Source organism: Marinobacter salexigens (genome assembly GCF_018860765.1).
In the GTDB taxonomy this organism is placed as follows: domain Bacteria; phylum Pseudomonadota; class Gammaproteobacteria; order Pseudomonadales; family Oleiphilaceae; genus Marinobacter; species Marinobacter salexigens_A.
Genome location: NZ_JAHKPV010000019.1, coordinates 131,759 through 152,930 on the forward strand (window position 1 = coordinate 131,759; position 21,172 = coordinate 152,930).

Sequence of the window (21,172 nt, forward strand, 5' to 3'; positions counted from 1 at the left end):
CGACCCTCGGAGTTAAAGACTAGCTAGTTTCAAACTGCCTTCGCAGCGATAATCTTCTCTTGCCACTCCACCGGGCCTGTTTGGTGTACAGACGTGCCTTTGGAGTCCACCGCAACGGTTACCGGCATGTCTTCCACATCAAACTCGTAAATGGCTTCCATACCCAGCTCAGGGAAAGCAACCACTTCCGCGTGCTTGATGGCTTTGGAGACCAAGTAGGCTGAACCACCCACAGCCATGAGATACACGGCACCAAATTCCTTAATTGCATCTATGGCCACCTGACCACGCTCGGCTTTACCAATCATGCCGGTGAGGCCGGTTTTCTCAAGCATTGTGTGAGTAAACTTGTCCATACGGGTCGCAGTGGTTGGACCAGCGGGGCCGACCACTTCTTCACGTACAGGATCAACCGGGCCAACGTAATAGATGAAACGGCCTTTCAGATCTACCGGCAGCTCTTCGCCGTTATTGATCATATCAACCATCTTTTTGTGCGCTGCGTCGCGGCCGGTCAGCATCTTGCCAGACAACAGAACGGTCTCACCTGGCTGCCACTCTTTTACTTCTTCCGGCGTGACGGTATTCAGATTAACCCGACGCACGCCCTCGCCTACTTCCCAAGTGATTTCTGGCCAGTCTTCTAGGCTCGGCGGGGTTTGCAGAGCAGGACCACTGCCATCAAGCGTAAAGTGTGCGTGACGGGTAGCGGCACAGTTAGGAATAATCGCTACAGGCTTGTTCGCTGCGTGGGTAGGATAGTCTTTTACCTTTACATCCAGCACGGTTGTCAGGCCACCAAGACCCTGAGCACCAATACCCAGATCATTCACTTTGTCGAATAGCTCAAGGCGCAGCTCTTCGGCACGGTTGGATGCACCGCGCGCCTGAAGATCGTGGATATCGATAGGATCGAGCAGCGATTCTTTTGCCAACTGCATAGCCTTTTCAGCCGTACCGCCGATACCAATACCCAGCATACCGGGCGGGCACCAGCCCGCTCCCATTTGCGGCACCATTTTCAAAACCCAGTCCACAACGGAATCGGATGGATTCAGCATGGCAAATTTGGATTTGGCTTCAGAGCCGCCACCTTTAGCCGCCACATGAACTTCAACCGTATCACCCGGCACCATTTTGTAGTGAATAATCGCTGGCGTATTATCACCTGTGTTCTGGCGCTTGCCATCAGGGTCGGCAAGAATTGAAGCCCTCAGTACGTTATCCGGGTTGGCATAGGCACGCCGTACGCCCTCGTTGATGACATCGTCCAGCGCCATCTCGCAGTCCCACTGAACATTCATACCAATGTTAACGAACACGGTCACAATACCGGTGTCCTGACACAGCGGGCGGTGGCCCTGGGCGCACATGCGGGAGTTGATCAGGATTTGCGCCATGGCATCCTTGGCCGCCTGGGACTCTTCCTTCTGGTAAGCCTCGTAAACACCGTCAATGAAATCTTTAGGGTGATAGTAAGAAATGAACTGCAGCGCGTCCGCTACGCTTTCAATCAGGTCATCCTGGCGGATTACAGTGGTCATAGGCGCCTCATCAGGTTGGTCTCGTTATAGTAAATACGTCAAAAAAACAGGTGGCACAGTTTACCAGAAATTCGTGCGCACTAGGCACTGGACAGAAGGCGAAGGTTTTCTTAACAATCGCCGGAAAAAAGGTATCATCCTAACCAAATGACAAAAAACACTTATTTAGGAGAGACCGTGACAGATTTCATCCAAACCGAGCTCAGCAACCAGATTCTTACCGTTCGCATTAAACGCCCAGAACGCAAAAATGCCCTTACTCACGCCATGTATACCGCGCTTGGCGATGCGCTTGAGCAGGCCGAAGCAGATGCTGGTATTCGTTGCGTATTATTTACCGGCAACGAAGACTGTTTTACTGCTGGAAACGACTTGGGCGACTTTGCCAGCGGTTTGCAAGGCGCCTTCACAGAAACGCCCGTGGGCCGCTTCCTGTTTCTTCTGGCCAAGGCTACGAAGCCGGTAGTGGTTTCGGTAAATGGGCCAGCGGTGGGAATTGGCACTACTATGCTGCTGCACTGCGATATGGTGTTTGCAGGTACCAATGCCCGCTTCCAGATGCCCTTTGCCAGTCTGGGGCTGTGCCCGGAAGGCGGCTCCAGCCTACTGTTGCCCACTTGGTTAGGCCGGGTGCGTGCCGCAGAGCTGTTGATGCTGGGCGGTGCTTTCAGTGCAGAGGATGCGCATCGTATGGGCTTAATAAATCGAATATGTGAACCAGCCGAGACAGACAAAGTCGCTCAGGAAGCCTGCCAGAAACTCGCCAGCCAGCCACCAGCCGCTATACGCGCAACCAAAAAGTTATTAGGCAGCCCAACTCAAGAAGCACTTACCACCACTATGATGGCCGAGGGCGAGCTATTTGCAGAGCGCCTGAAATCGCCGGAAGCGGCCGAAGCCTTCAGCGCCTTTATGCAAAAGCGCAAACCCGATTTCTCACGTTTCAAATAACCTACTCGCCCGCCGGAACACATAGTCTGGCGGGCGTTTGATACATTTTGTAAAAACCCCGGCATATCGTTGGCTTGGGCTCGACAAACGCCTCTCAGCCAACTATTTTTCATTAAAGCCAAGCTCCCCTTTCGTGCGAGGAGGGCCCAAATAGCAAGAATCACACTTTTGGCTGATCAACACTGGCTTTAGTGTCGCTATAGTCATAAATACAGAAATTGGCTTGAAGCGCTGGCTACAATTTCAGACAACCGTTTAAGCAGAACAGGCCACTGACACCGGGTTTACCGCATCAGACCGGCCCCGTTAGTTGCCGAACATAACGATACAACAACAGGAAAAGGTTCCACCCATGTTCAAGAAAACTCTAATAAGTCTTGCCGTGGCGTCTTCCCTTGGGCTAACAGGCTGCTTTAGCGGCGCTGACGAGGGGGCGAATGCAAACCCGGATTATAAAGTTGACGATACAACCATTGATCGCAGCCTTGTAAGGCCAATTTATCACCCTAACCCGTTGGCTGGGGAAAATGCTGCCTTCCCGATTAACTCAGACCTGATCCTGCTGCTGGGTGCAACCCAGAGCGCCAATTATGATTTCACTGGTCTGTCAACTGGCTCTACCCCTGCCGACGATGCAGTAAACCGGCTCTCTGGGTTTTCCACTTCCGGCGCATTTAGCTTGAAGTTTGATGGGTCACTGAACCCTGCTTCTGTGTTGGCCAATGCATCTGTTTTTCTGGTTCCGCTTAACGTAGGTCCAGCCGTTGCTTCTGCACCACTGGCGCTTCCCAACACAAACCCAAGCAGTATCGTAACTGCCGATCCGTTCGGCCAAGGACTAGAGACACCTCTTGTACAGCCAAATTTCCGTGCCGATGTAGTCAGTCTGGATGGCGGCAGCGACAACGCAATCCGCGTAGTGCCTCTTGAGCCGCTTGAGGAAGGCCAGAAGTATCTGGTCATTGTTTCTGACGCTGTTCAAGACACCAACGGCAAGTCAATTACCCGCTCTGTTCAAGACGTTGCGCTGGCCGATGGCGTTCTTGGTAACCCAGCACTGGGCAATGTGAAGAGCCTACTTCAAAGTCTAGATGCTTTGGCGAATGGATTCCTCGCAGCCAACAACACAGGGTCCAATTCGGCGCTCGCTTATTCGTTTACTACAAATTCAGACAAAAACGTTCTGAAAGCCATGATGGCACCGGCCGCCTTCGGCACAGCACTAGGCCAGAAAATCGGCTTTACGGCACAGTTGAAGGTTATCAGAGACAACTATCCCACTCTGAACTTTTCAGAACTTACGGAGAAGCTTGGAGAAATAGCTGTCAAGGCTGGCCAATTGCAGCAAGGCGAGCTTGACCCAAGCACGCTTACAGCCGCTGAATTGGCGTCAATTACTCGGTTGAGCCAAATTACGCCGCGTATTACTCCGGAGAACATTGGTGCTGCAATAGCAAACGAAGTTGGAAAATCCTTGCATATTCCTGTTCCACGCCCGTCGTTCTTCTATCCAGCAAAATCTGCGGCCACATTGGCGACCATTGCCAATTTGGATGCAACCAGCCCCATCAAAGGCGCCGCACAGCAAGTACAAGTATCTCAGGGCGCAATTACTCTGCCCTACTTCCAATCCCTCCCCGGTGACGACGGCACAGGCATTGTAACGGGTAGCTGGTCTGGCAGCACAAGCCTAGAAGCAGGTTTGAACGAGAGCCTACAACCGGGCGAGCAAACCTTCTCGTTCCTGCGGGACATCGACGGAAAACTGAACGTGAACGGCTACTTCCCGTTCCCACAACAAAAAGCAAATACCACCGTTCCTGTGGTTGTTTTCCATCCGGTACTGGATGGAACAGCTGCGCAGCCTGCGGCCTGCGTCAATGCAGAGTCTGGCAAGCCTAATGGCGTGACCATCTTCCAGCATGGCATTACCGTAGACCGCAGTGTCTCAATGCTTCCCGCGATTTTGCTTGCTCAGGGCGCTTGCCAAACCGTTGTTGCCATTGACCAGCCATTGCACGGTTTGGCGGGTGCAACAAATGGCCGCGTACCGGGTCTTGATACGCTCGACGAGGCAACTCTGACGGCAACGATTGGTCAGGTTCTTCAGGCGCCCGGCGTTGCCGGTTCACCGCTCGAACCTCAACTAAACGCCTTGATCAATGCGGACTACATTGGTGAGCGCCACTTCGGCTATACCAGTAACGCTCAGTTGCAGCCCGTTGAAGCTGGTGCAGCTGACATCTCCTCAGGCAGCCTGTTTATCAACCCAGGCAACATGATGAATAGCCGTGATAACCTGCGCCAAGGTGTTGTGGATCTGTTGAACGTAGCAGCGTCTATTCAAACCTTTGACATAGATGGCAACTACGCCACACAAGGTGACCTTGCTGGCGTTCCAGTGAATTTCGTAGGCCATTCTTTGGGCGGCATTTCTGGCACCGCATTTGCGACACTTGCAAACGACGGAACGTTGAATCAAACACTAAATGGCATTTACCAGTCGGCGGGTGCGCCATTAAATAACTTCGCTTTCCCATCCTTGAACTCGGTTGTGCTCCATGACACCAGCGGACAGGTAACGCGGTTGATCGAGAACTCGCCAGCCTTCTCCGGCAGCCTGCTTGGTGGCTTGGCAGCGGCGAACGTCACTCAGGGAAGCTCGAACTTTGAAAGCTTCTTCTATGTGTTCCAGTCCATAGTGGATGCATCGGACCCTGTCAACTTCGCTAAAGATCTAGGTGCTTCTACAACCAACATCCTGATGTCGGAAGTTGTTGGCGATACCACTGTACCCAACGAAGCAAACGTGAATACGCTTGGTAGTGCTTTCTCAGCCCCGCTGGCAGGAACCGAGCCGCTCATGGCCCTGATTGATCTGGGCGCTGGCGGTAGTTCTTTGGTTGATGGATCTGAAGGCCTTGGCATCATCGATACAACTACGCCAACCGGTAGTGCAATGCCAGTTGCGAGTTTCTTCGATGGAACAAACCCATGCGCTAGCGCAAACCATGGCACCTTTGTTGGGCCGGTTGTTGCTAACGAAAACTGCCCTGGCGGAGCGGCGGATACAAGCGTTGCATTTAGTGCAATGATCACTCAAACGGCTCAAGCCCTTAGCGGACAACCCATCCCGGGGCAATCTGCCCCTGCCGTTGGCGCTTCGCTTGGCAGCAGCCAGACAATCGACAAGGCTCTGGACCAAAACCAGTAAGCCACTATAAGCACCAAAGCCCCGAGCCTGGCCGGGGCGCAAAAATAAAAAACCGGCGGATGACTGATCATCCGCCGGTTTTTTTGTATCGACCCCTTCCATAGGGTCGGACTCTATCACATTCTCTTCACTATAAATTGCCTACTGACTACTTATAGTCGACTCACCATTAGTAACTAGGCTCGCCGCAATTTCATCCTCCGTGAACGGCAACTTGCGATACATTTTATCGGAATACATCTGACTCTGATCCTTGAAGTAAGGCGACATAGAGTCTGATGACTGAGAATAGCTTACAAGTCCGTAGGCCTCTGGCCCGTTCTCGGTGAACTCAAGCCCAAAGTGCCAGCTTGTCCCTCTGGACATCAGCCAGCCATCAACCCCATCGCTGCCATCAGAAAGCCCTGCGGTGTTAGGGATAGTGCTGGGCGCAATTCGAGGCAGCCTCGTGTCCTCAGCAACCGGACTACCGACAACGCCTATAGCATTGAAAGCGCCATCAATATTACCGTCGCCCCCATGCCAGGGAATCCCGACCATTTGAAAGGTTGGTGTGTCGCCAGAATCAGGTGTTACACCGCCGGATGCGCGATAGTATTGGAGATCACCCAGTTCATCAGCAGGCTGAATGCCTTGGGATTCCAGCGCGGCAACCCCTGCGGAGAGAGCCTGTAGCATTGTGTCCTCTGGTGTTCCAGCATTCTCAGTGTTGGGTAGCGCAGGCGTTCCTACTGGGTCTGCCGGGCTGAACGGCTTGGTCAGGTCAGAGTCTATCTCACTCAGATAGTTCGCCATGAACACCCGGAAGATATGCGCACCTTTGCTATCAAGGTTATAAAGGCCATCCCAACTATCGAGCGTCTGGCACCAGGTAGTTAAATCACGACCATCGACCGGGGTGTTGCCGACATTATTACAGCGATTGCGTAACTCAGGGAGAAGCTGCTCTGCGTACCATGCTCGGTTATTCCAGATAACACCTATAAGCTCCTCAGCACTGAACTTACCATCTTGGCCAGCAATGAGCGGTGCTGAAGGGAAACCGGAATCCATTGGATTCTGTAGCATTTTTATCCCAAGGCGAGTCCGGGCGTTGATGGGTGCATTCTCGTCGCCATAAAGCGGTGAGTACCCGGTCAAGAATTCGCTTGGGTTGGTTGCCCAGTGGCTACTGTTAGAGTTCTGAACCCAATCAGTGCGCAACAGCTTTGGCTTCTGTTCATAAGTTGTGAGGGCACCACACTCGGTTTCTACCCAATCTTCAATAGACTTGCTGCCATCAAGCAGAGTAACACCTTGGTCAAACAGCCCTGCATAGGACGGCTGCAACCGCCTTAAATTAACGAGTGCTGCTGCCTTATCCGAGAGATTCGGCACGGAACTGCTATCTATGTAGAACGCATTTCCCTGATCGTCGGCATAGGTGGTGTTCGTCCAAAGCGTTGAGCCGCAGTTTTTAAAAACGTCCTGAAACTCAGTAAGGTTTTTTGCAAGGCTCATCTGAAGCCAAGTATCCAGCAGGCCACCGGTATTGGCATTGGCATCGCGATAGGTCATCGCGATTCTCTTACCGGAGTTCAGAGCACCATTCCCTCCCCATGCGGGCAACTGCGGGTTGATTGCATTGGCTGCGATCATGGGGCCATATTCGGAAAAGTAGAAGTCCCGCTCCAGCACCAACGGGTCTGCCATACCCGGCATAGCCACTTCGATTTGGTAGGTTTCAACGGTAATCGGCTTTTCCTGACCATCTTTAATATAGGTTAGATCATCACCGTCTTTCAGAACCAGTTCATACCAAGTGAAACGACGACTTGTTGTCACGGTATGTGACCAAGCTAGGTTTTCATTGAAGTTAATCAGTGGAATGGCAGTCCCAAGCAGCCCTGCACCGTGAACGTTAATATAACCCGGCACAGTCATTTGCGTTTCATACAAGCGGCGGTGGCCAGTATAGGGGAAGTGAGGGTTCGCCAGCAGCGCTCCACGCCCCTGTTCGGTCATAGTTTTACCGATACCCCAAGCGTTACTTGCCAAACCTGTATCGCTAAAGTCCTGAACGGATTGTGCGGAGGCTGAGGCGGTCTTAACAACATCTTGTTGTAACTTTTCAACGGCGTCGCTGGCGCCAACAGCGGTCACCGGGTTGGGCGCAGGGCTTACGTTCGGGGGCACCGCTAGAAAGGCTACACCGGTGGCAAAGGAGTTCCCGCTCGCGTATTGCCCCACAATCCGATAATGGGCGAGTAGATCAACCGGCGTAATAGTTTTCACCCATTGCTGGCTCCGGCACTCAGCCGGTAGGGTCGCTGGATCTGTTTCAGTAATATAACGGTTATACCCCTCAACAAACCCCTCGATTAGCGCCCGGCTTTCGTCACTAAGCGTGGGCAACTCTGATTGCGCACCACTGTAAATTTTCTGCGCTTTGTAGCTGAAGTCGGTAACAACATTCAAGCCTACCCCGAATCCAGCGTCTGGCCCTGGCCCAAAGTACTTGGAACGCTCGCTACGCGCCTTGACAACCGCCTCAGCCAGCAAACAAACATTATCCTGCGCTTGCGCATAACCATGCCCGAATGCCGCTGACTTCAAGTTATCAGCTTTAATATGGGGAACACCCCCTTCGGTTCTCCTTATGGTTGCTTCCAGCTTTCCATCGGCGGGAAACAAGTTGGTGTTGAGTTCAGGCTCGGTTGATCCCGATGATGAGCTACTGCCATCAAAACAGCCTGCCAGCATAGTGCTACCTAATAGCACTAGCGCTGCGCCGCGCGCTGATCGCGTGGCCCGATTACTCCAGGTTTGCATAGTGTCATCCTTATAATTGTTAACTGCAGGATTCGCCGTCGTCGGCGACACTATTAAACCTAGCAGAAGGCCGGGAAAACTGAACCTATATTCAGATTAAATCCCGGCTTCGCTTTTAATTACTCGCCCATAGGTCGCCCGATTCGTGTGGTCGACGCGGGCGTTTTCTCAAACTTAATCGGAAACCCTATTTGCTTCTGCATTGTGCCGTCACCTCGATCAACCCCAATCACCATATCCCGCGCTTTTAGTTGTGGGTGTTCAGCCGCCTCCGAAATACTCAAAACCGGCTCCACACATGCGTCGACATCGGCGAAAACTGTCTGCCATTGCTCCAGCGTTTTCTGCTGTATCTTTTCACGGAGCGCAGCTTTAAACGAGGTTTGGTGCTCGGGGTTTTGGCTCATGGCAAAGCTCTTCATATCAGTCAGCTCAAGAATGTCGCACAGTCGCGCGGAAAACTGTGGCTCCAGACTTCCCACCGAGAGCCAACGATTATCCTGAGTTTTGTAGAAATCATAGAAAGAACCACCATTGAGCATGGAACTTTCGGGCTTCTGTTCCTGACCACCAGCCAAATTAGCGGCACCGGCCATGCCGTTAAGTGCAAAGGCCGCGTCTGTCATGCTGATGTCTACAAACTGCCCCTCTCCGGTCTGTTGACGATGAATCACGGCTGCCAAAATGCCCATTACCGCATGGTGGGAGCCCCCTGCAACGTCGGCAATCTGGATGCCCATAGGTGGAGGCCCACTTTGTTCACGACCGCAGTGGCTGCTCACTCCAGCAAGGGAGAGGTAATTTATGTCATGCCCGGCGCGATCTTTGTAGGGTCCGGTCTGGCCATAACCTGTGATGGCGCAGTAAATGAGCTTAGGGTTAACCGTCTTCAAGGTTTCGTAACCAATACCCAAGCGATCCATAACGCCAGGACGGAACTGCTCAATCACAATGTCATAGTCTTCAACCAACTCCAGAATCTTTTCTTTGCTGCCTTCTTTTTTCAGGTTAAGCGCAAGGGATTGCTTGCCACGATTCAGAAAACCATGGGCAGTACTTACTCCTGCATCGTGGGGCGGCATCATGCGGGTTAGGTCGACTCGGTCTGGCGCCTCAACTCTCAGTACCTCTGCGCCCATGTCTGCTAAAAGCATGGTAGCGTATGGCCCCGGCAGCAACGTGCTGAAGTCCAGAATCTTCATTGAGGTCAATGGACCTGCCATAGTGTTCTCCTTTGTTATGCGATGTATTGTTCTTTATCGCTCCATGCTGCACGGTTTTGCAATAGGGGCCAACTGCCTGTTGCGCCATAACAATTAGCCAATTGTTACAGCAGGTCCGGTTGCATTGTGGCTAGGGGGTTTTATGATAGGTCTCGTTTTTACCGAATGGCGAGCTAGATGTCTGATCTGACCGTTTCACGACACTTTGTGCAGGCTGCCCTATCGGGCGCGGAGCATCTGGGTATGGATACAGATGCGATCCTCCGCGAAGCTGGCATATCTCCTGATCTTCTGCGTATTGAGATGGCGCGGGTTAACAGCGACCAGTTCAGTTCGTTACTACAGATAGCCTGGAATCGCATGAATGATGAGTTCCTGGGCATGGGACCGCGGCCAGCGCGAGCGGGCACCTTTGCAACCATGTGCGCTCTGGTTATCGATTGCCCAACTCTGGAAACGGTTTATCGTCGGGCATATCAGTTTTCCCGACTGTTTGATCCTATGGTCACTCTGGAACTGGAAACCGATGGGGAAAAGGCCCGCCTAATTGCGCGAATTGAAGGTAAGATCTACGACCCCGATTATTTCCTACGTGAGAGCATACTAGTGATCTGGCACCGACTGGGTAGCTGGTTGGTAGGACAGCCGATCGAGCTGGAGAAAGCCGAATTCAATTATCCCCAGCCACCTCACAGCGATGAATATCGGCACATTTTCCACTGCCCTCTAGCCTTTGATTCAGACTGTACAGCCCTCACTTTCGACAAGCGCTTCCTGTCAGCGCCTGTTATTCGAGATAAGCCTGAAATGCTACAGTTTCTGAAAACTTCGCCGGCCGATTTGTTATCCCGTCCAGATGAGAGCAACACCTACACCGGGCGGATTCGGGCACTCATTGGCCGGGATCTCTCAAAACCTCTACCCGATTTCGAGTGGATTGCGAGCGAACTGCATACCAGCCCTCAAACTTTGCGTCGTAGGCTGAAACAGGAAAACACATCGTTTCAGGAGATAAAGGATTTACTACGAAGAGATATGGCAATTTACTATTTGGGGCGGCAAGAACTATCTATTAACGACATAGCCGAAAAAGTCGGATTCACTGAGCCTTCAACTTTCCACCGAGCCTTCAAGAAGTGGACCGGCGTGACCCCGGGCGCCTATCGTGAGGGCGAACGGGGTTGAAAATCGTCGATAATCTCTCTTCTAAACATTAAGAGCCTGAAGGGACCTGCAGGTTGCGAATCAGTTTGCCCAGTGTCTGGGCAACTTCTTCTACCTGACTTCGATTTGGCGCCAGTTGGAACAAACGCGAGCCGTCTCGTGGGTCATATACCCAGCAGGTCGCTACTGCAGACTCACAGCCCCACTCGACTTGGGGATTTACACCAAAGACCTGCACCTGCGTCGCTGTTCGGGTAGCACCGCCAGCACTATTCAGTTTAATTTCCTGAATGGCAATGGCATTCCCGCTCACGTTCACGCGATACTCAATATCCGGCCGCTTATCAAGGCGCACAACCTCTTGACTTTCCCGCCATGCTGCAGTGCCCAACAAACTGTTGAGATGCAATAACAAGGCTTCTCGGTCGGAGTCTGCCAAATACAACTTCCGCAAAGATTCAAGCCGACTGTCGCCGGCAGGCTCAATCACGGCTATTTTGGCATCGCTGCTGGTTTGAGGCGCCTGAGCTTTTGCTTTGCGCGCTCGCTCGATGTTGGTAAGGAGCTTTAGGCCTTCCTGGTAATGCTCGCCTTCCGTACCCGCTTTCGTCACATACGCTTCAAATGCTGATTGAGCTTCGTTGAGGTGCGAAGATTGCAGCATTACCTTGCCGCGGTAATAGTGATAGTCGACCGGTTTTTCTGCCTCCAATAGCTGCAAGCGGTTTAGGTACTCACCAGCTTCGCCCCAGCTCTCATCTGTTACCGCCTCTTCTATAGCAAGCATTAGCCGACGCGCTTCGTGCTCGGGCGCAAGCGCTGCCACCTGCCCGGCCACTAGTGCTGAAGCCATAACCGCCACTTTGACCATGTGGCGACCTTTTAACCTCCAAACCGATAAGCGGCTATTCCCGAAACATACTGCCATGGCACTTACTCCTGATCGTTATCTGCACCAATTGCCTGCTTTTCTGAATCCGCCTTTTCGCGGGTTAACTCCTGCTCAGAATCTACCTCTGCCTGATCCACGATAGCTTTTGGCAGCTCTCTTTTTACCCTCACTCCAAGCTCAACAAACCTATTAGCTTGTGAGATAAGGTTGCCCCGGCCCCTAGTCAGCGTGTTCATGGCGGAGTCATAAGTAACCTGAGCGGTATGAAGCTGCCCACCAAGGCGCTCCATGGCTTCAACAAACACCCTGAGTTTGTCATAAACAGCGCCCGCGCGCTCTGCTATCAAGCGCGCATTCTGGCTCTGGCGTTCGTATCGCCAGATGTTTTCGACCGTGCGTAGGGTTGCCAGCAACGTTGTAGGTGTTACTACAATAATCTTTCGCTCGAAAGCTTCCGAGAAAAGGTTCTCGTCTTTCTGAAAAGCTGCCACAAATGCCGGTTCAATGGGCATGAAAAGAAAAACAAAGTCTGGCGAGTGTAGGCCGTCCAATTGACTATAGTCTTTCTCACTGAGCGTGCGAATATGATTCCGCACAGCTTCAACGTGATTTTTAAGGGCGTCTTCCCGGGCATTATCATCTTCTTCCGTGACCCACTTCTGATAGGCCACCAAGGATACTTTTGAATCAATCACCAGATTACGATTATCCGGGAGATGCACCACCACATCCGGCCGAAGCAAATGGTTCTCAGTGTCGCGGTAACTGCCTTGCGTGTCGTACTCAATACCTTTACGCAGCCCGGATTTTTCCAAAACCCGCTCAAGAATCAACTCACCCCAGTTGCCCTGAATTTTTTTGTCGCCCTTCAGGGCGCGGGTCAAGTTAGCGGCCTCTTCAGTGATCTGCCGGTTTAGATCCTGAAGCGACTTTATCTCACTGCGAAGCGCTTGTCGGTCTCGAGTTTCAGTGGTGTATACATCTTCCACCCGCTTTCGGAAATCCTGCAACTGGTCACGGAAAGGATTGAGCAGAGTATCCAGACTGGTGCGCGTTTGCTGAGTAAAGCGCTCACTCTTCTGCTCGAAAATGCGGTTGGCAAGATTTTCGAATTCCTGTTTCAAGGCATCTCGGTTGCGCTCCAGCAGCGCGAGCTTCTCCGTAGCCGAACGCCTTTCCTCTTTCAGAACAGCCTGCTGTTCTCGCAACAAGGCACGGGCTTCGCCCAACTCCCCGCCGAGCCTATCAATCTTCGCTTGCTGGTTTTGGCGCTCTTCTAAAAGCTCTTCTATTCGCCTGTTCTGGGCAGCTACATCCGATTGCAGGCCAGCCGCCCGCCTTTCCGACTTAGCCCTTGCCAGAAGACCCACAATAACAACCGTGGTTACAAACAGCAGGGCAACCAGTGCCGCCATCATCTCAGGCCGGGATAGCATCAGTTCGCTCACGGCCTTAGGCACAAGCAAAGCTCCTCCGGATTATCCGTATATTTAAGGATTTTCGTAATGTTAATCGCGTATTACATTGTATAGGAGCATAACGATTTTTTCGCTGGCGTTATTTTCTATGAGGCACATGCACGGCCTGCACCACGACTGCTTGGCATTTTGGTCACGCACCTAGAATCGGCTCTAGACCCAATACATAATATCGATTAAAAGAGTAGTGTCGTCCGCAATAAATGGCATTACACTTTTTTAACGGCTTTTAGGTCGGCACAGAACCAAACTGGATTACTAACAATGCTGAAAGAACTCTGGCGAAAGCTAGGTGCAGATTTTCTACAAGCCGACAGCCCATACGACGAGTGCACAGACTTAGCACCGGAAGGTTATGGTCCAGAGGATTTTAGGATTCTCCCCCATATCACCCACACCGGCGAGTTTCACCTTGAGAGGCTCACAGCGCTGTTAAAAAGCCGATATGGAAAAAGCTCTGAAGCAGAAAGCGCCCTAAGCGACGATGCGATACGCGACATTATCGTTTTTGCCGCGCGAATTCAGGACCAAGACATACAAAAAGAACTGCTTCTTTTTTATCTCAACTGTTCGCCAGTGGTGCAAGAACATTTGCGTTCTGATGAAGTGCTTGGTACCAGTCATTTCTTATCCCGCTGAATTGCTTCTTCAGGCGGTTAAAAAGCATCCCCTTAACCAACTGTAAAACAACGACACACGTTGATTGTTGTATACTCCCGCTCCGGATCATCTCCGTATAAACTTTTAGACCGTCACATTTTCTTTTTCGGGATGTGACCGACAACGGGCTCAGGGGTTTTTCATGTGTTTTAAACGATTGCGAGCTGGTCGATCGGCGCTCTCCGTCACAGTTCTTACTGGCACTGTATTGCTAGCGGGTTGTGCGACAGACAGCTATTTCATGGTTCCGAAATCCGATCTTGGCGAGCTCAAAACCTCGGTTCAGAGCCAGCGCGCCACGTTGGTCACCATGGAAGACAACGCAAAGGTTCGACATGAAAAGGTCCTGGAGCATACCGATGCCTCAACCCAAAAGGTCCTTGAAGCCATTGCAACGCAAGTTGCCAAACCTTCCTGCCCTCCCATGCCGGCCCAGAAAGCCTGCCCAGCCTCCGACAAATCAAAAGGGCAGGCTGATCGACTGAAAGGAAAAGTCATTGTTGGTGAGGTAGAGAACTTTTATCTGGCTGGCCCCGGGCTTATCTACAAAGCCCGCATTGATAGCGGAGCGGAAACATCCTCGATAGATGCCCGAAACGTTACTCGTTTCGAACGCGACGGCAGCAATTGGGTTCGTTTTGACGTTCCTGTTCCCGGCGCTGAAGAGTTCATTACCCTTGAGAAAGAAATTTCCCGACGCGTCAAGGTTATTCAAGCCAGTGCAGATGGCGCGGAACGGCGTGTCGTTGTAGAGCTTCAGTTCTCCATTGGTGACCACCAGCAAGTGGCAGAGTTTACGCTCGCAGACCGAAGCAACCTCACTTATCAGGCTCTTATTGGCCGCAACGTGCTTAGGGACGTCATGCTGATTGATGTCGGCAAGGAGTACGCAACCGAGCTGCCTGAATCCATCCGTACAGACAACGGGAAATAATAGTGACCAGTCCCTCCCGCCTACCCTTTTATATTGCTGTATTTCTGCTCATTACTGCCGGCATTTCACTTGCTGTTTGGCGACACATTGAACTTGGAATCCCCTGGCTCACCGGGGAACAGCGCCCGGTCTGGATGGTCGAAGCACGGGTAGATTTTGATGGCTCAAATGAGCCTGTGGTGGCTAGCCTGAACGTTCCCGAGCAACCGCCCGGATTCCGGATCCTGACTGAGCAAGCCGCTTCACCGGGCTATGGTTTTTCGATTATTGATAAGGCAGGCAGTCGGCGGGCTGAGTGGACGAAGCGAGAAGTAGTTGGCCCGCAAACTCTGTACTTCAAAGCCCAGTTCATACCAGACCCCAACGCAGAACCTGCTCCCCCTGCCCAGCCACCCAAGACCAAACGATTGTTTTGGGAAGAGCCCCAAGCCACCGCAGTACGGGAAATTTTGGCACAGGCTGAGGCTCGCTCAAGCACACCCGAAAGCATGACCCGTGAGCTGATCCAGCTGATGCAGCCTGACACCCGTGTTCAGAACACAACCCTTCTTGTATCCGAGGCGAATTATCTTCAGCTACTCGTGAACATGCTCAATCACTCAGGGATTCCGGCACGGACAGCCGATGGCTTAAAACTTGAAGACGCCCGTCGGCGGCAACAACTCACACCTTTCCTACAGATATACAACGGTGAGCGATGGCTTACCCTGAACCCGAAAACCGCTGCTCAAGGCGTGCCGGAAGACCTAATACTGTGGCGACAGGGCTCGGAGTCCTTACTCGATGTGGTTGGTGGTGACAACTCCGAAATTAGCTTCTCCATGCTGCGTCAGACTGTACCCGCGCTGCAGCTTGCTGCCATGCAGTTCGACGGCGACGGTTTGAGCTTTTTGAGCTTCTATGAACTTCCCATCGAAGAGCAGAGCATGTTCCGTATGCTCCTGTTGCTACCACTTGGGGCGCTTGTGGTTGCGTTTATGCGCATTGTAATTGGTATCCGCACCTCGGGAACATTCATGCCGGTACTAATTGCGGTTGCCTTTGTTCAAACCACACTGGTACCCGGGCTCGTTGCCTTTCTGTCCGTCGTAGCTATTGGCTTGGCGATGCGGGGCTACCTTTCTAGCCTGAACTTATTGTTGGTTTCGCGAATATCAGCGCTGATTATTCTGGTTATTTTCATCACCGCAGGCCTAAGTATCTTCGGTTATCAGATGGGCTTTAACACAGGCATGACCGTCACCTTCTTCCCCATGGTCATAATTGCTTGGACGATTGAGCGCATGTCCATCCTATGGGAGGAAGAAGGCGGCCAAGAAGTACTTGTACAAGGTTCTGGCAGCCTATTCGTTGCTATCTGCGCCTACCTGCTAATGAGCGCACCCTTGGCAGGCCACCTAACATTCAATTTCCCCGAGTTGCACTTCGCAATTTTGGGACTGATTTTGCTAATGGGCCAGTACACAGGCTACAAACTCAGCGAGCTCAGACGCTTCACGCCGATGAAGGTCTACGACTGATATGGACTGGATCTCTCCGCGCGCACTAAACCGGCTGGGCATGCTGAATATGAACCGGCGCAACGTGGACTACATCGCCCGTTATAACGAGCGCTCGTCCTATCCATTGGTAGACAACAAGCTTAAAACAAAGCTGGCCGTTGCAGAATACGGCGTAAAAACGCCGCAACTCTTGCAGGTAGTAAAGCAGCAGCACGAAATCTCCCGTTTTAGGGACATGGCCGAAGGGCTTGCAGGGTTTGCCATCAAGCCCGCAAAGGGTTCTGGCGGCAAAGGCATCACGGTAATCACGGGCCGTGATGGAGACGACTACGTAAAAGCGTCTGGCGCTCGCGTGGGCGCCTCTGTGCTGGAGCGGCACCTCACCAACATTCTGGCCGGGCTGTATTCACTTGCCGGCACACCCGATGTAGCCATTGTCGAGAGTCTGGTGGAATCAGCCCCTTCACTGGCCCGCTATTCCCACCAAGGCGTACCTGATATACGCATAGTGGTGTTTCAGGGCTACCCGGTAATGGCCATGTTACGCCTTGCAACCACAGACTCCGACGGCAAAGCCAATCTGCACCAAGGTGCTGTAGGGGTTGGTCTGGATATAGGCACTGGGAGAAGCCTGAATGCGGTACAGTTTAACCGCCCTATAACACTGCACCCCGACACAGGTTTGGCTTTAGAAAATATCAATATTGATGATTGGGAAGAGATGCTGGAAATGGCCTCCCGCTGTTATGAGGCTACAGGTCTAGGCTATATGGGTGTTGACCTTGTGGTAGATTCCAACGAAGGGCCACTGCTACTTGAACTCAACGCTCGACCCGGCTTAGCCATTCAGATGGCAAATGGCCGCGGCCTGCTACCCCGGCTGCGTGCCGTCGAAAGCCTGAAACGCCCTCACTTTACCCCCGGAGAACGAGCAAACTATGCCATGAAAACGTTTGCGAGTCTTTGACCTGGATAGCAGGCATAAAAAAACCGGAGACAGTTGCTCCGGTTTTTTTATACCTCATTGCTTATTACATCTCGCCTCTGGCGATCAGCAACTTACGCTCATGAGTAAGGCCTTTGAGTAAGCCCCAAGTCATGATCAGGAGAATCACCGTGAACGGTAAGCCCGCACTCACGGCAGTCGCCTGAATAGCGCCCAAAGCATCTGCACCGCCACCAAAGATCAATGCGGCTGCAATCGCCCCCTCCATAACTACCCAGAACACGCGCTGAGCGGTTGGCGCATCGGTTTTACCACCAGCCGTTATGCTGTCGATTACCAGCGAGCCGGAATCCGAAGATGTAATGAAAAACACCAAAACCAGAACAATGCCAATGAACGAAAGAATACCGGTCAGCGGAAGGTTTGCGAACATTTGGAAGGTCGCCAGAGAAACCTCTGTAATACCATTTTCCGCTAGTGCACCAATACCCTGATCGATTTGCTCAAGTGCCGCACCGCCAAAGGAACTCATCCATACCGCTGTAATCACCGTCGGGATGATCAGAACCGCCATCACAAATTCACGAACCGTTCTGCCCTTGGACACTCTGGCGATGAACATACCCACAAACGGTGACCAGGAAATCCACCAGGCCCAATAGAATACGGTCCAGCCGCGCATCCAAGCTTCATCGTCACGACCAAACGGGTTGCTGAACGCCACAACATTGCTCACATAACTGGAACTGGTCGCCCATAGGTTTTCCAAAATACTCATGGTGGGGCCAGCAAAAATTACGAAGAACAACAGAATACCTGCTAGCGACATGTTGATATTACTCAGCACTTTCACACCGCCGTCGAGGCCTCGCAGCACAGACATAAGCGCAACCGCTGTTACACCAACAATAATGGCCATTTGAACGTTGATGCCCGAACCCATGCCAAACAGATAGTTAAGGCCGGAAGCCGCTTGTTGTGCACCAAAGCCTAGGGAGGTTGCCAAGCCAAAAATGGTGGCAACAACGGCCAAACTATCAATAATATGCCCGGGCCACCCCCACACTTTGTCTTTCAGCAAGGGGAAGAACGCCGACCGGATAGTTAACGGCATGTTCTTGTTATAAGCAAAAAAGGCCAAAGAAAGCGCAACAATAGAGTACACAGCCCAAGGGTGAAGCCCCCAGTGGTACATGGTAGCGCCCATGGCCAGATTACGGGCCTCTGGCGTATTCGCTTCTATGCCAAACGGCGTGCCGAACCAACCCGTGTAATAAGCCACTGGCTCTGCCACCGCCCAAAACATCAAGCCAATGCCCATACCAGCCGCAAAAAGCATCGCGAACCAGGAAATGGTTGAGAACTCCGGCTTGGCGTCCATACCGCCCAAGCGAATTTTCCCCACGGGCATAAAAATCAACGCAATACACACGATGACAAAAATGTTGGCGCTAAGCAGAAAGAACCAGTCGAAGGTTTCGATGATGTCGTTCTTGGCGCCATCCAGCAATTCCTTGGCGACCGTTGGGAACATTAAGGTTCCAATAACGAAAACCACCACCAGTATTGCCGTGATCGGAAAAACCGGCGCATGCAGATCTAGCCCGAATGGTCTTATATTATCCTGGCCAGCTACGTAATCCGTTTGATACTCGTCTTTAACTACGTCGCCCACGTATTGGCGCCTCCTGATTTCTGAATTTGGTATCGAAAACTCGTCATAAATCTGGACTCATACATTACAGACGCGCCATGTTAATGTTTTGAACTCAAAACATCAAAAACACAACGTGTTCATCTCAGCATAGACTAAAGGGGACGCGCCAAAAGCTAAAAGCTCAAGCAATCGACTATCAGTCCGGTGCCGTATCGATATACTGGATATAAAATGGCGTACTGCACTCTACTCACAGTTTTACGGAGCCAAGCGAGATACTTATGGAGAAAACGAAAACCTTCCCGGTGCGCTACTCGGCCTATGCCATTAGCATTGCGGGCTTTCTTGTTTCACTGGCGCTGAGTCTGTACTTTGAGGCAGGGTATTTTTTCCCTGTTATTTTTGGCGCCCTGACTATTCTAGGCACCTATGACCTGCTGCAAAAGAAGCGCACAATCAGCCGCAACTACCCCATCATGGTGCACTTTCGCTACCTGTTTGAATCCATAGGCCCCGAAATTCGCCAATACTTCATCCAGTCGGACAACGACGAGCAGCCATTTTCCCGCGACCAACGCACGCTCGTTTATCAACGCGCCAAAAACGTACTGGACAAGCGCCCTTTCGGCTCACAACTCAAAATGTACGAAGACGGTTTCGAGTGGATCAACCACTCACTCCGACCTTCAAAAATACAAGACAGCAACTTTCGTGTGCAGATCGGCTCAGGCTGCGCAAAGCCATACAGCGCCAGCGTTTTCAACATTTCCGCCATGAGCTTTGGAGCTCTCTCTGCGAACGCAATTTTAAGTTTGAACGCGGGCGCAAACATGGGCGGGTTTTACCATGACACAGGCGAGGGTTCGATTTCCCGATACCACAAGCAGCCCGGCGGCGATCTAGTGTGGGAAATTGGCTCGGGATATTTTGGCTGCCGTAACACAGACGGGACTTTCGACGCTGAGGCGTTCCGGAAAAACGCCACCCTAGATCAGGTAAAAATGATAGAGGTCAAACTATCTCAGGGCGCAAAGCCCGGCCATGGAGGCATCCTTCCAGGCGCCAAAGTAACACCGGAAATTGCCGAAGCACGGGGCGTTTCTGTAGGTGAAGACTGCGTATCGCCTGCACAGCATTCGGCATTTTCCACGCCAATTGAAATGCTAGAGTTTCTTGATCAGCTCCGTGAACTTTCGGGCGGCAAACCGGTTGGCTTCAAGCTTGCAATCGGCCACCCATGGGAATGGTTTGCCATTGTAAAAGCCATGCTCGAAACCGGTCGCAAACCGGACTTCATTGTTGTTGATGGCGGCGAAGGCGGCACAGGTGCCGCGCCGCTGGAGTTCATCAATCGAATCGGCACGCCCATGACAGAAGCCCTGCTCCTTGTAAACAACACGCTGGTAGGCACCAATCTGAGAGAAGACATATCCATAGGCGCCGCCGGCAAAATCACTTCGGCCTTTAATATCGCTCGCACTTTGGCCTTAGGAGCCGACTGGTGCAACTCAGCCCGCGGATACATGTTCTCGCTGGGTTGCATTCAAGCCTTGAACTGCCACACCGGGCGCTGCCCTTCTGGGGTAGCTACGCAAGATCCGAGAAGAGGCAACAAGTTGGACGTGCAGGACAAAAGCCAGAGAGTATACAACTTCCATAAAAAAACTCTGGAAGCCCTACAAAACCTGCTGGAAGCTGCTGGCTTGCGGGATGCTTCGGAACTTGGCCCCGAACACATTGTTCGCCGAGTTTCAAAAACCGAAGTGCATTCCTACATCGACCTGTTTCCATTTCTGGAACCCGGTGCCCTGCTTGAGGGAAAAACCGGCATGGCCGTCTTTGATAAATACTGGGCCGAATCGAAACCGGACAGTTTTGATCCACCGGAATTCATTAGGCAACTCAGAGAAACCAAGTTGCGCTAAAAATTCGGGAGCAATTCCCACAATGCCTGTTTATTTTCAATCCAGGCTAGTGTAGACTTCGCTCCCGCTAAGCCACTGAGATTCCTCTTTAAGTCTCTTTGGCAATCGCCGTCAAAGCTCGGCTTTAAATAGGCAGCAATTAGCGAATCGGGGCGTAGCGCAGCTTGGTAGCGCACTTGCATGGGGTGCAAGGGGTCGTAGGTTCAAATCCTACCGTCCCGACCATATTCAACGCATAAAGGCACATCTTCGGATGTGCCTTTTTCGTTTT

At 52.0% G+C, this 21,172-nt stretch carries 14 protein-coding genes and 1 tRNA gene; 9 read left to right on the forward strand and 6 right to left on the reverse strand.

The genetic code is table 11. The annotated features are described in order from the left end of the window. Positions 1-29: 29 nt before the first annotated feature. Positions 30-1,544, reverse strand: a complete 1,515-nt coding sequence (locus tag KO508_RS11350) for a fumarate hydratase (RefSeq protein WP_216008427.1) — start codon at positions 1,542-1,544, stop codon at positions 30-32. A gap of 177 nt (positions 1,545-1,721) precedes the next feature. Between KO508_RS11350 and KO508_RS11355 the strand changes: the two genes are divergently transcribed. Both KO508_RS11355 and KO508_RS11360 read left to right on the forward strand, forming a co-directional pair. Next, positions 1,722-2,495 carry an enoyl-CoA hydratase gene (locus KO508_RS11355; protein WP_216008428.1) on the forward strand — a complete coding sequence of 258 codons (774 nt, stop codon included), beginning with the start codon at positions 1,722-1,724 and terminating at the stop codon, positions 2,493-2,495. Positions 2,496-2,847: 352 nt separating this feature from the next. Beyond that, positions 2,848-5,709, forward strand: a complete 2,862-nt coding sequence (locus KO508_RS11360; RefSeq protein ID WP_216008429.1) for an MECDP-synthase — start codon at positions 2,848-2,850, stop codon at positions 5,707-5,709. A gap of 141 nt (positions 5,710-5,850) precedes the next feature. Here KO508_RS11360 and KO508_RS11365 read toward each other — a convergent pair whose 3' ends face one another. Next, positions 5,851-8,520: a penicillin acylase family protein gene (locus KO508_RS11365; protein WP_216008430.1), complete on the reverse strand. Its 2,670-nt coding sequence runs from the start codon at positions 8,518-8,520 to the stop codon at positions 5,851-5,853. Between the two features lie 119 nt (positions 8,521-8,639). Then, complete coding sequence (locus KO508_RS11370) at positions 8,640-9,743, reverse strand: CaiB/BaiF CoA transferase family protein (RefSeq protein WP_216008431.1); 1,104 nt, start codon at positions 9,741-9,743, stop codon at positions 8,640-8,642. A gap of 177 nt (positions 9,744-9,920) precedes the next feature. On the opposite strand from KO508_RS11370, the gene KO508_RS11375 reads away from it, so the two are divergent. After that, positions 9,921-10,928 carry an AraC family transcriptional regulator gene (locus KO508_RS11375; RefSeq protein WP_216008432.1) on the forward strand — a complete coding sequence of 336 codons (1,008 nt, stop codon included), beginning with the start codon at positions 9,921-9,923 and terminating at the stop codon, positions 10,926-10,928. Positions 10,929-10,956: 28 nt separating this feature from the next. Here KO508_RS11375 and KO508_RS11380 read toward each other — a convergent pair whose 3' ends face one another. Then, on the reverse strand, positions 10,957-11,835 hold the full coding sequence (locus KO508_RS11380) for a hypothetical protein (RefSeq protein WP_354668027.1): 879 nt from the start codon (positions 11,833-11,835) through the stop codon (positions 10,957-10,959). 5 nt (positions 11,836-11,840) lie between these two features. Then, positions 11,841-13,259 (reverse strand): DNA recombination protein RmuC, encoded by a 1,419-nt coding sequence (gene rmuC / locus KO508_RS11385; RefSeq protein WP_216008433.1) that lies wholly within the window; start codon positions 13,257-13,259, stop codon positions 11,841-11,843. Positions 13,260-13,541: 282 nt separating this feature from the next. On the opposite strand from rmuC, the gene KO508_RS11390 reads away from it, so the two are divergent. The 4 genes from KO508_RS11390 to KO508_RS11405 all read left to right on the forward strand — a co-directional run bounded on the left by KO508_RS11390 (position 13,542) and on the right by KO508_RS11405 (position 17,340). Further along, on the forward strand, positions 13,542-13,916 hold the full coding sequence (locus KO508_RS11390; protein ID WP_216008434.1) for a hypothetical protein: 375 nt from the start codon (positions 13,542-13,544) through the stop codon (positions 13,914-13,916). 163 nt (positions 13,917-14,079) lie between these two features. Next, positions 14,080-14,871 carry an ATP-dependent zinc protease family protein gene (locus tag KO508_RS11395; protein WP_216008435.1) on the forward strand — a complete coding sequence of 264 codons (792 nt, stop codon included), beginning with the start codon at positions 14,080-14,082 and terminating at the stop codon, positions 14,869-14,871. 2 nt (positions 14,872-14,873) lie between these two features. Then, positions 14,874-16,391, forward strand: a complete 1,518-nt coding sequence (locus tag KO508_RS11400) for an inactive transglutaminase family protein (RefSeq protein ID WP_216008436.1) — start codon at positions 14,874-14,876, stop codon at positions 16,389-16,391. 1 nt (position 16,392) lies between these two features. Next, entirely contained in the window at positions 16,393-17,340 is a 948-nt protein-coding gene (locus KO508_RS11405; protein ID WP_216008437.1) for an alpha-L-glutamate ligase-like protein, read from the forward strand. A 64-nt stretch (positions 17,341-17,404) separates the two neighbouring features. Here the strand turns inward: KO508_RS11405 and KO508_RS11410 are convergent, their stop codons facing one another. Beyond that, the gene (locus tag KO508_RS11410) at positions 17,405-18,994 is read right to left on the reverse strand and encodes a BCCT family transporter (protein WP_216008438.1); all 1,590 of its coding nucleotides are present in this window, start codon (positions 18,992-18,994) and stop codon (positions 17,405-17,407) included. Positions 18,995-19,257: 263 nt separating this feature from the next. Here KO508_RS11410 and KO508_RS11415 point away from each other — a divergent pair, with 263 nt between their 5' ends. Beyond that, positions 19,258-20,901 (forward strand): FMN-binding glutamate synthase family protein, encoded by a 1,644-nt coding sequence (locus tag KO508_RS11415; RefSeq protein ID WP_216008439.1) that lies wholly within the window; start codon positions 19,258-19,260, stop codon positions 20,899-20,901. 148 nt (positions 20,902-21,049) lie between these two features. Beyond that, a tRNA-Pro gene (locus KO508_RS11420) sits at positions 21,050-21,126 on the forward strand. Positions 21,127-21,172: the final 46 nt, after the last annotated feature.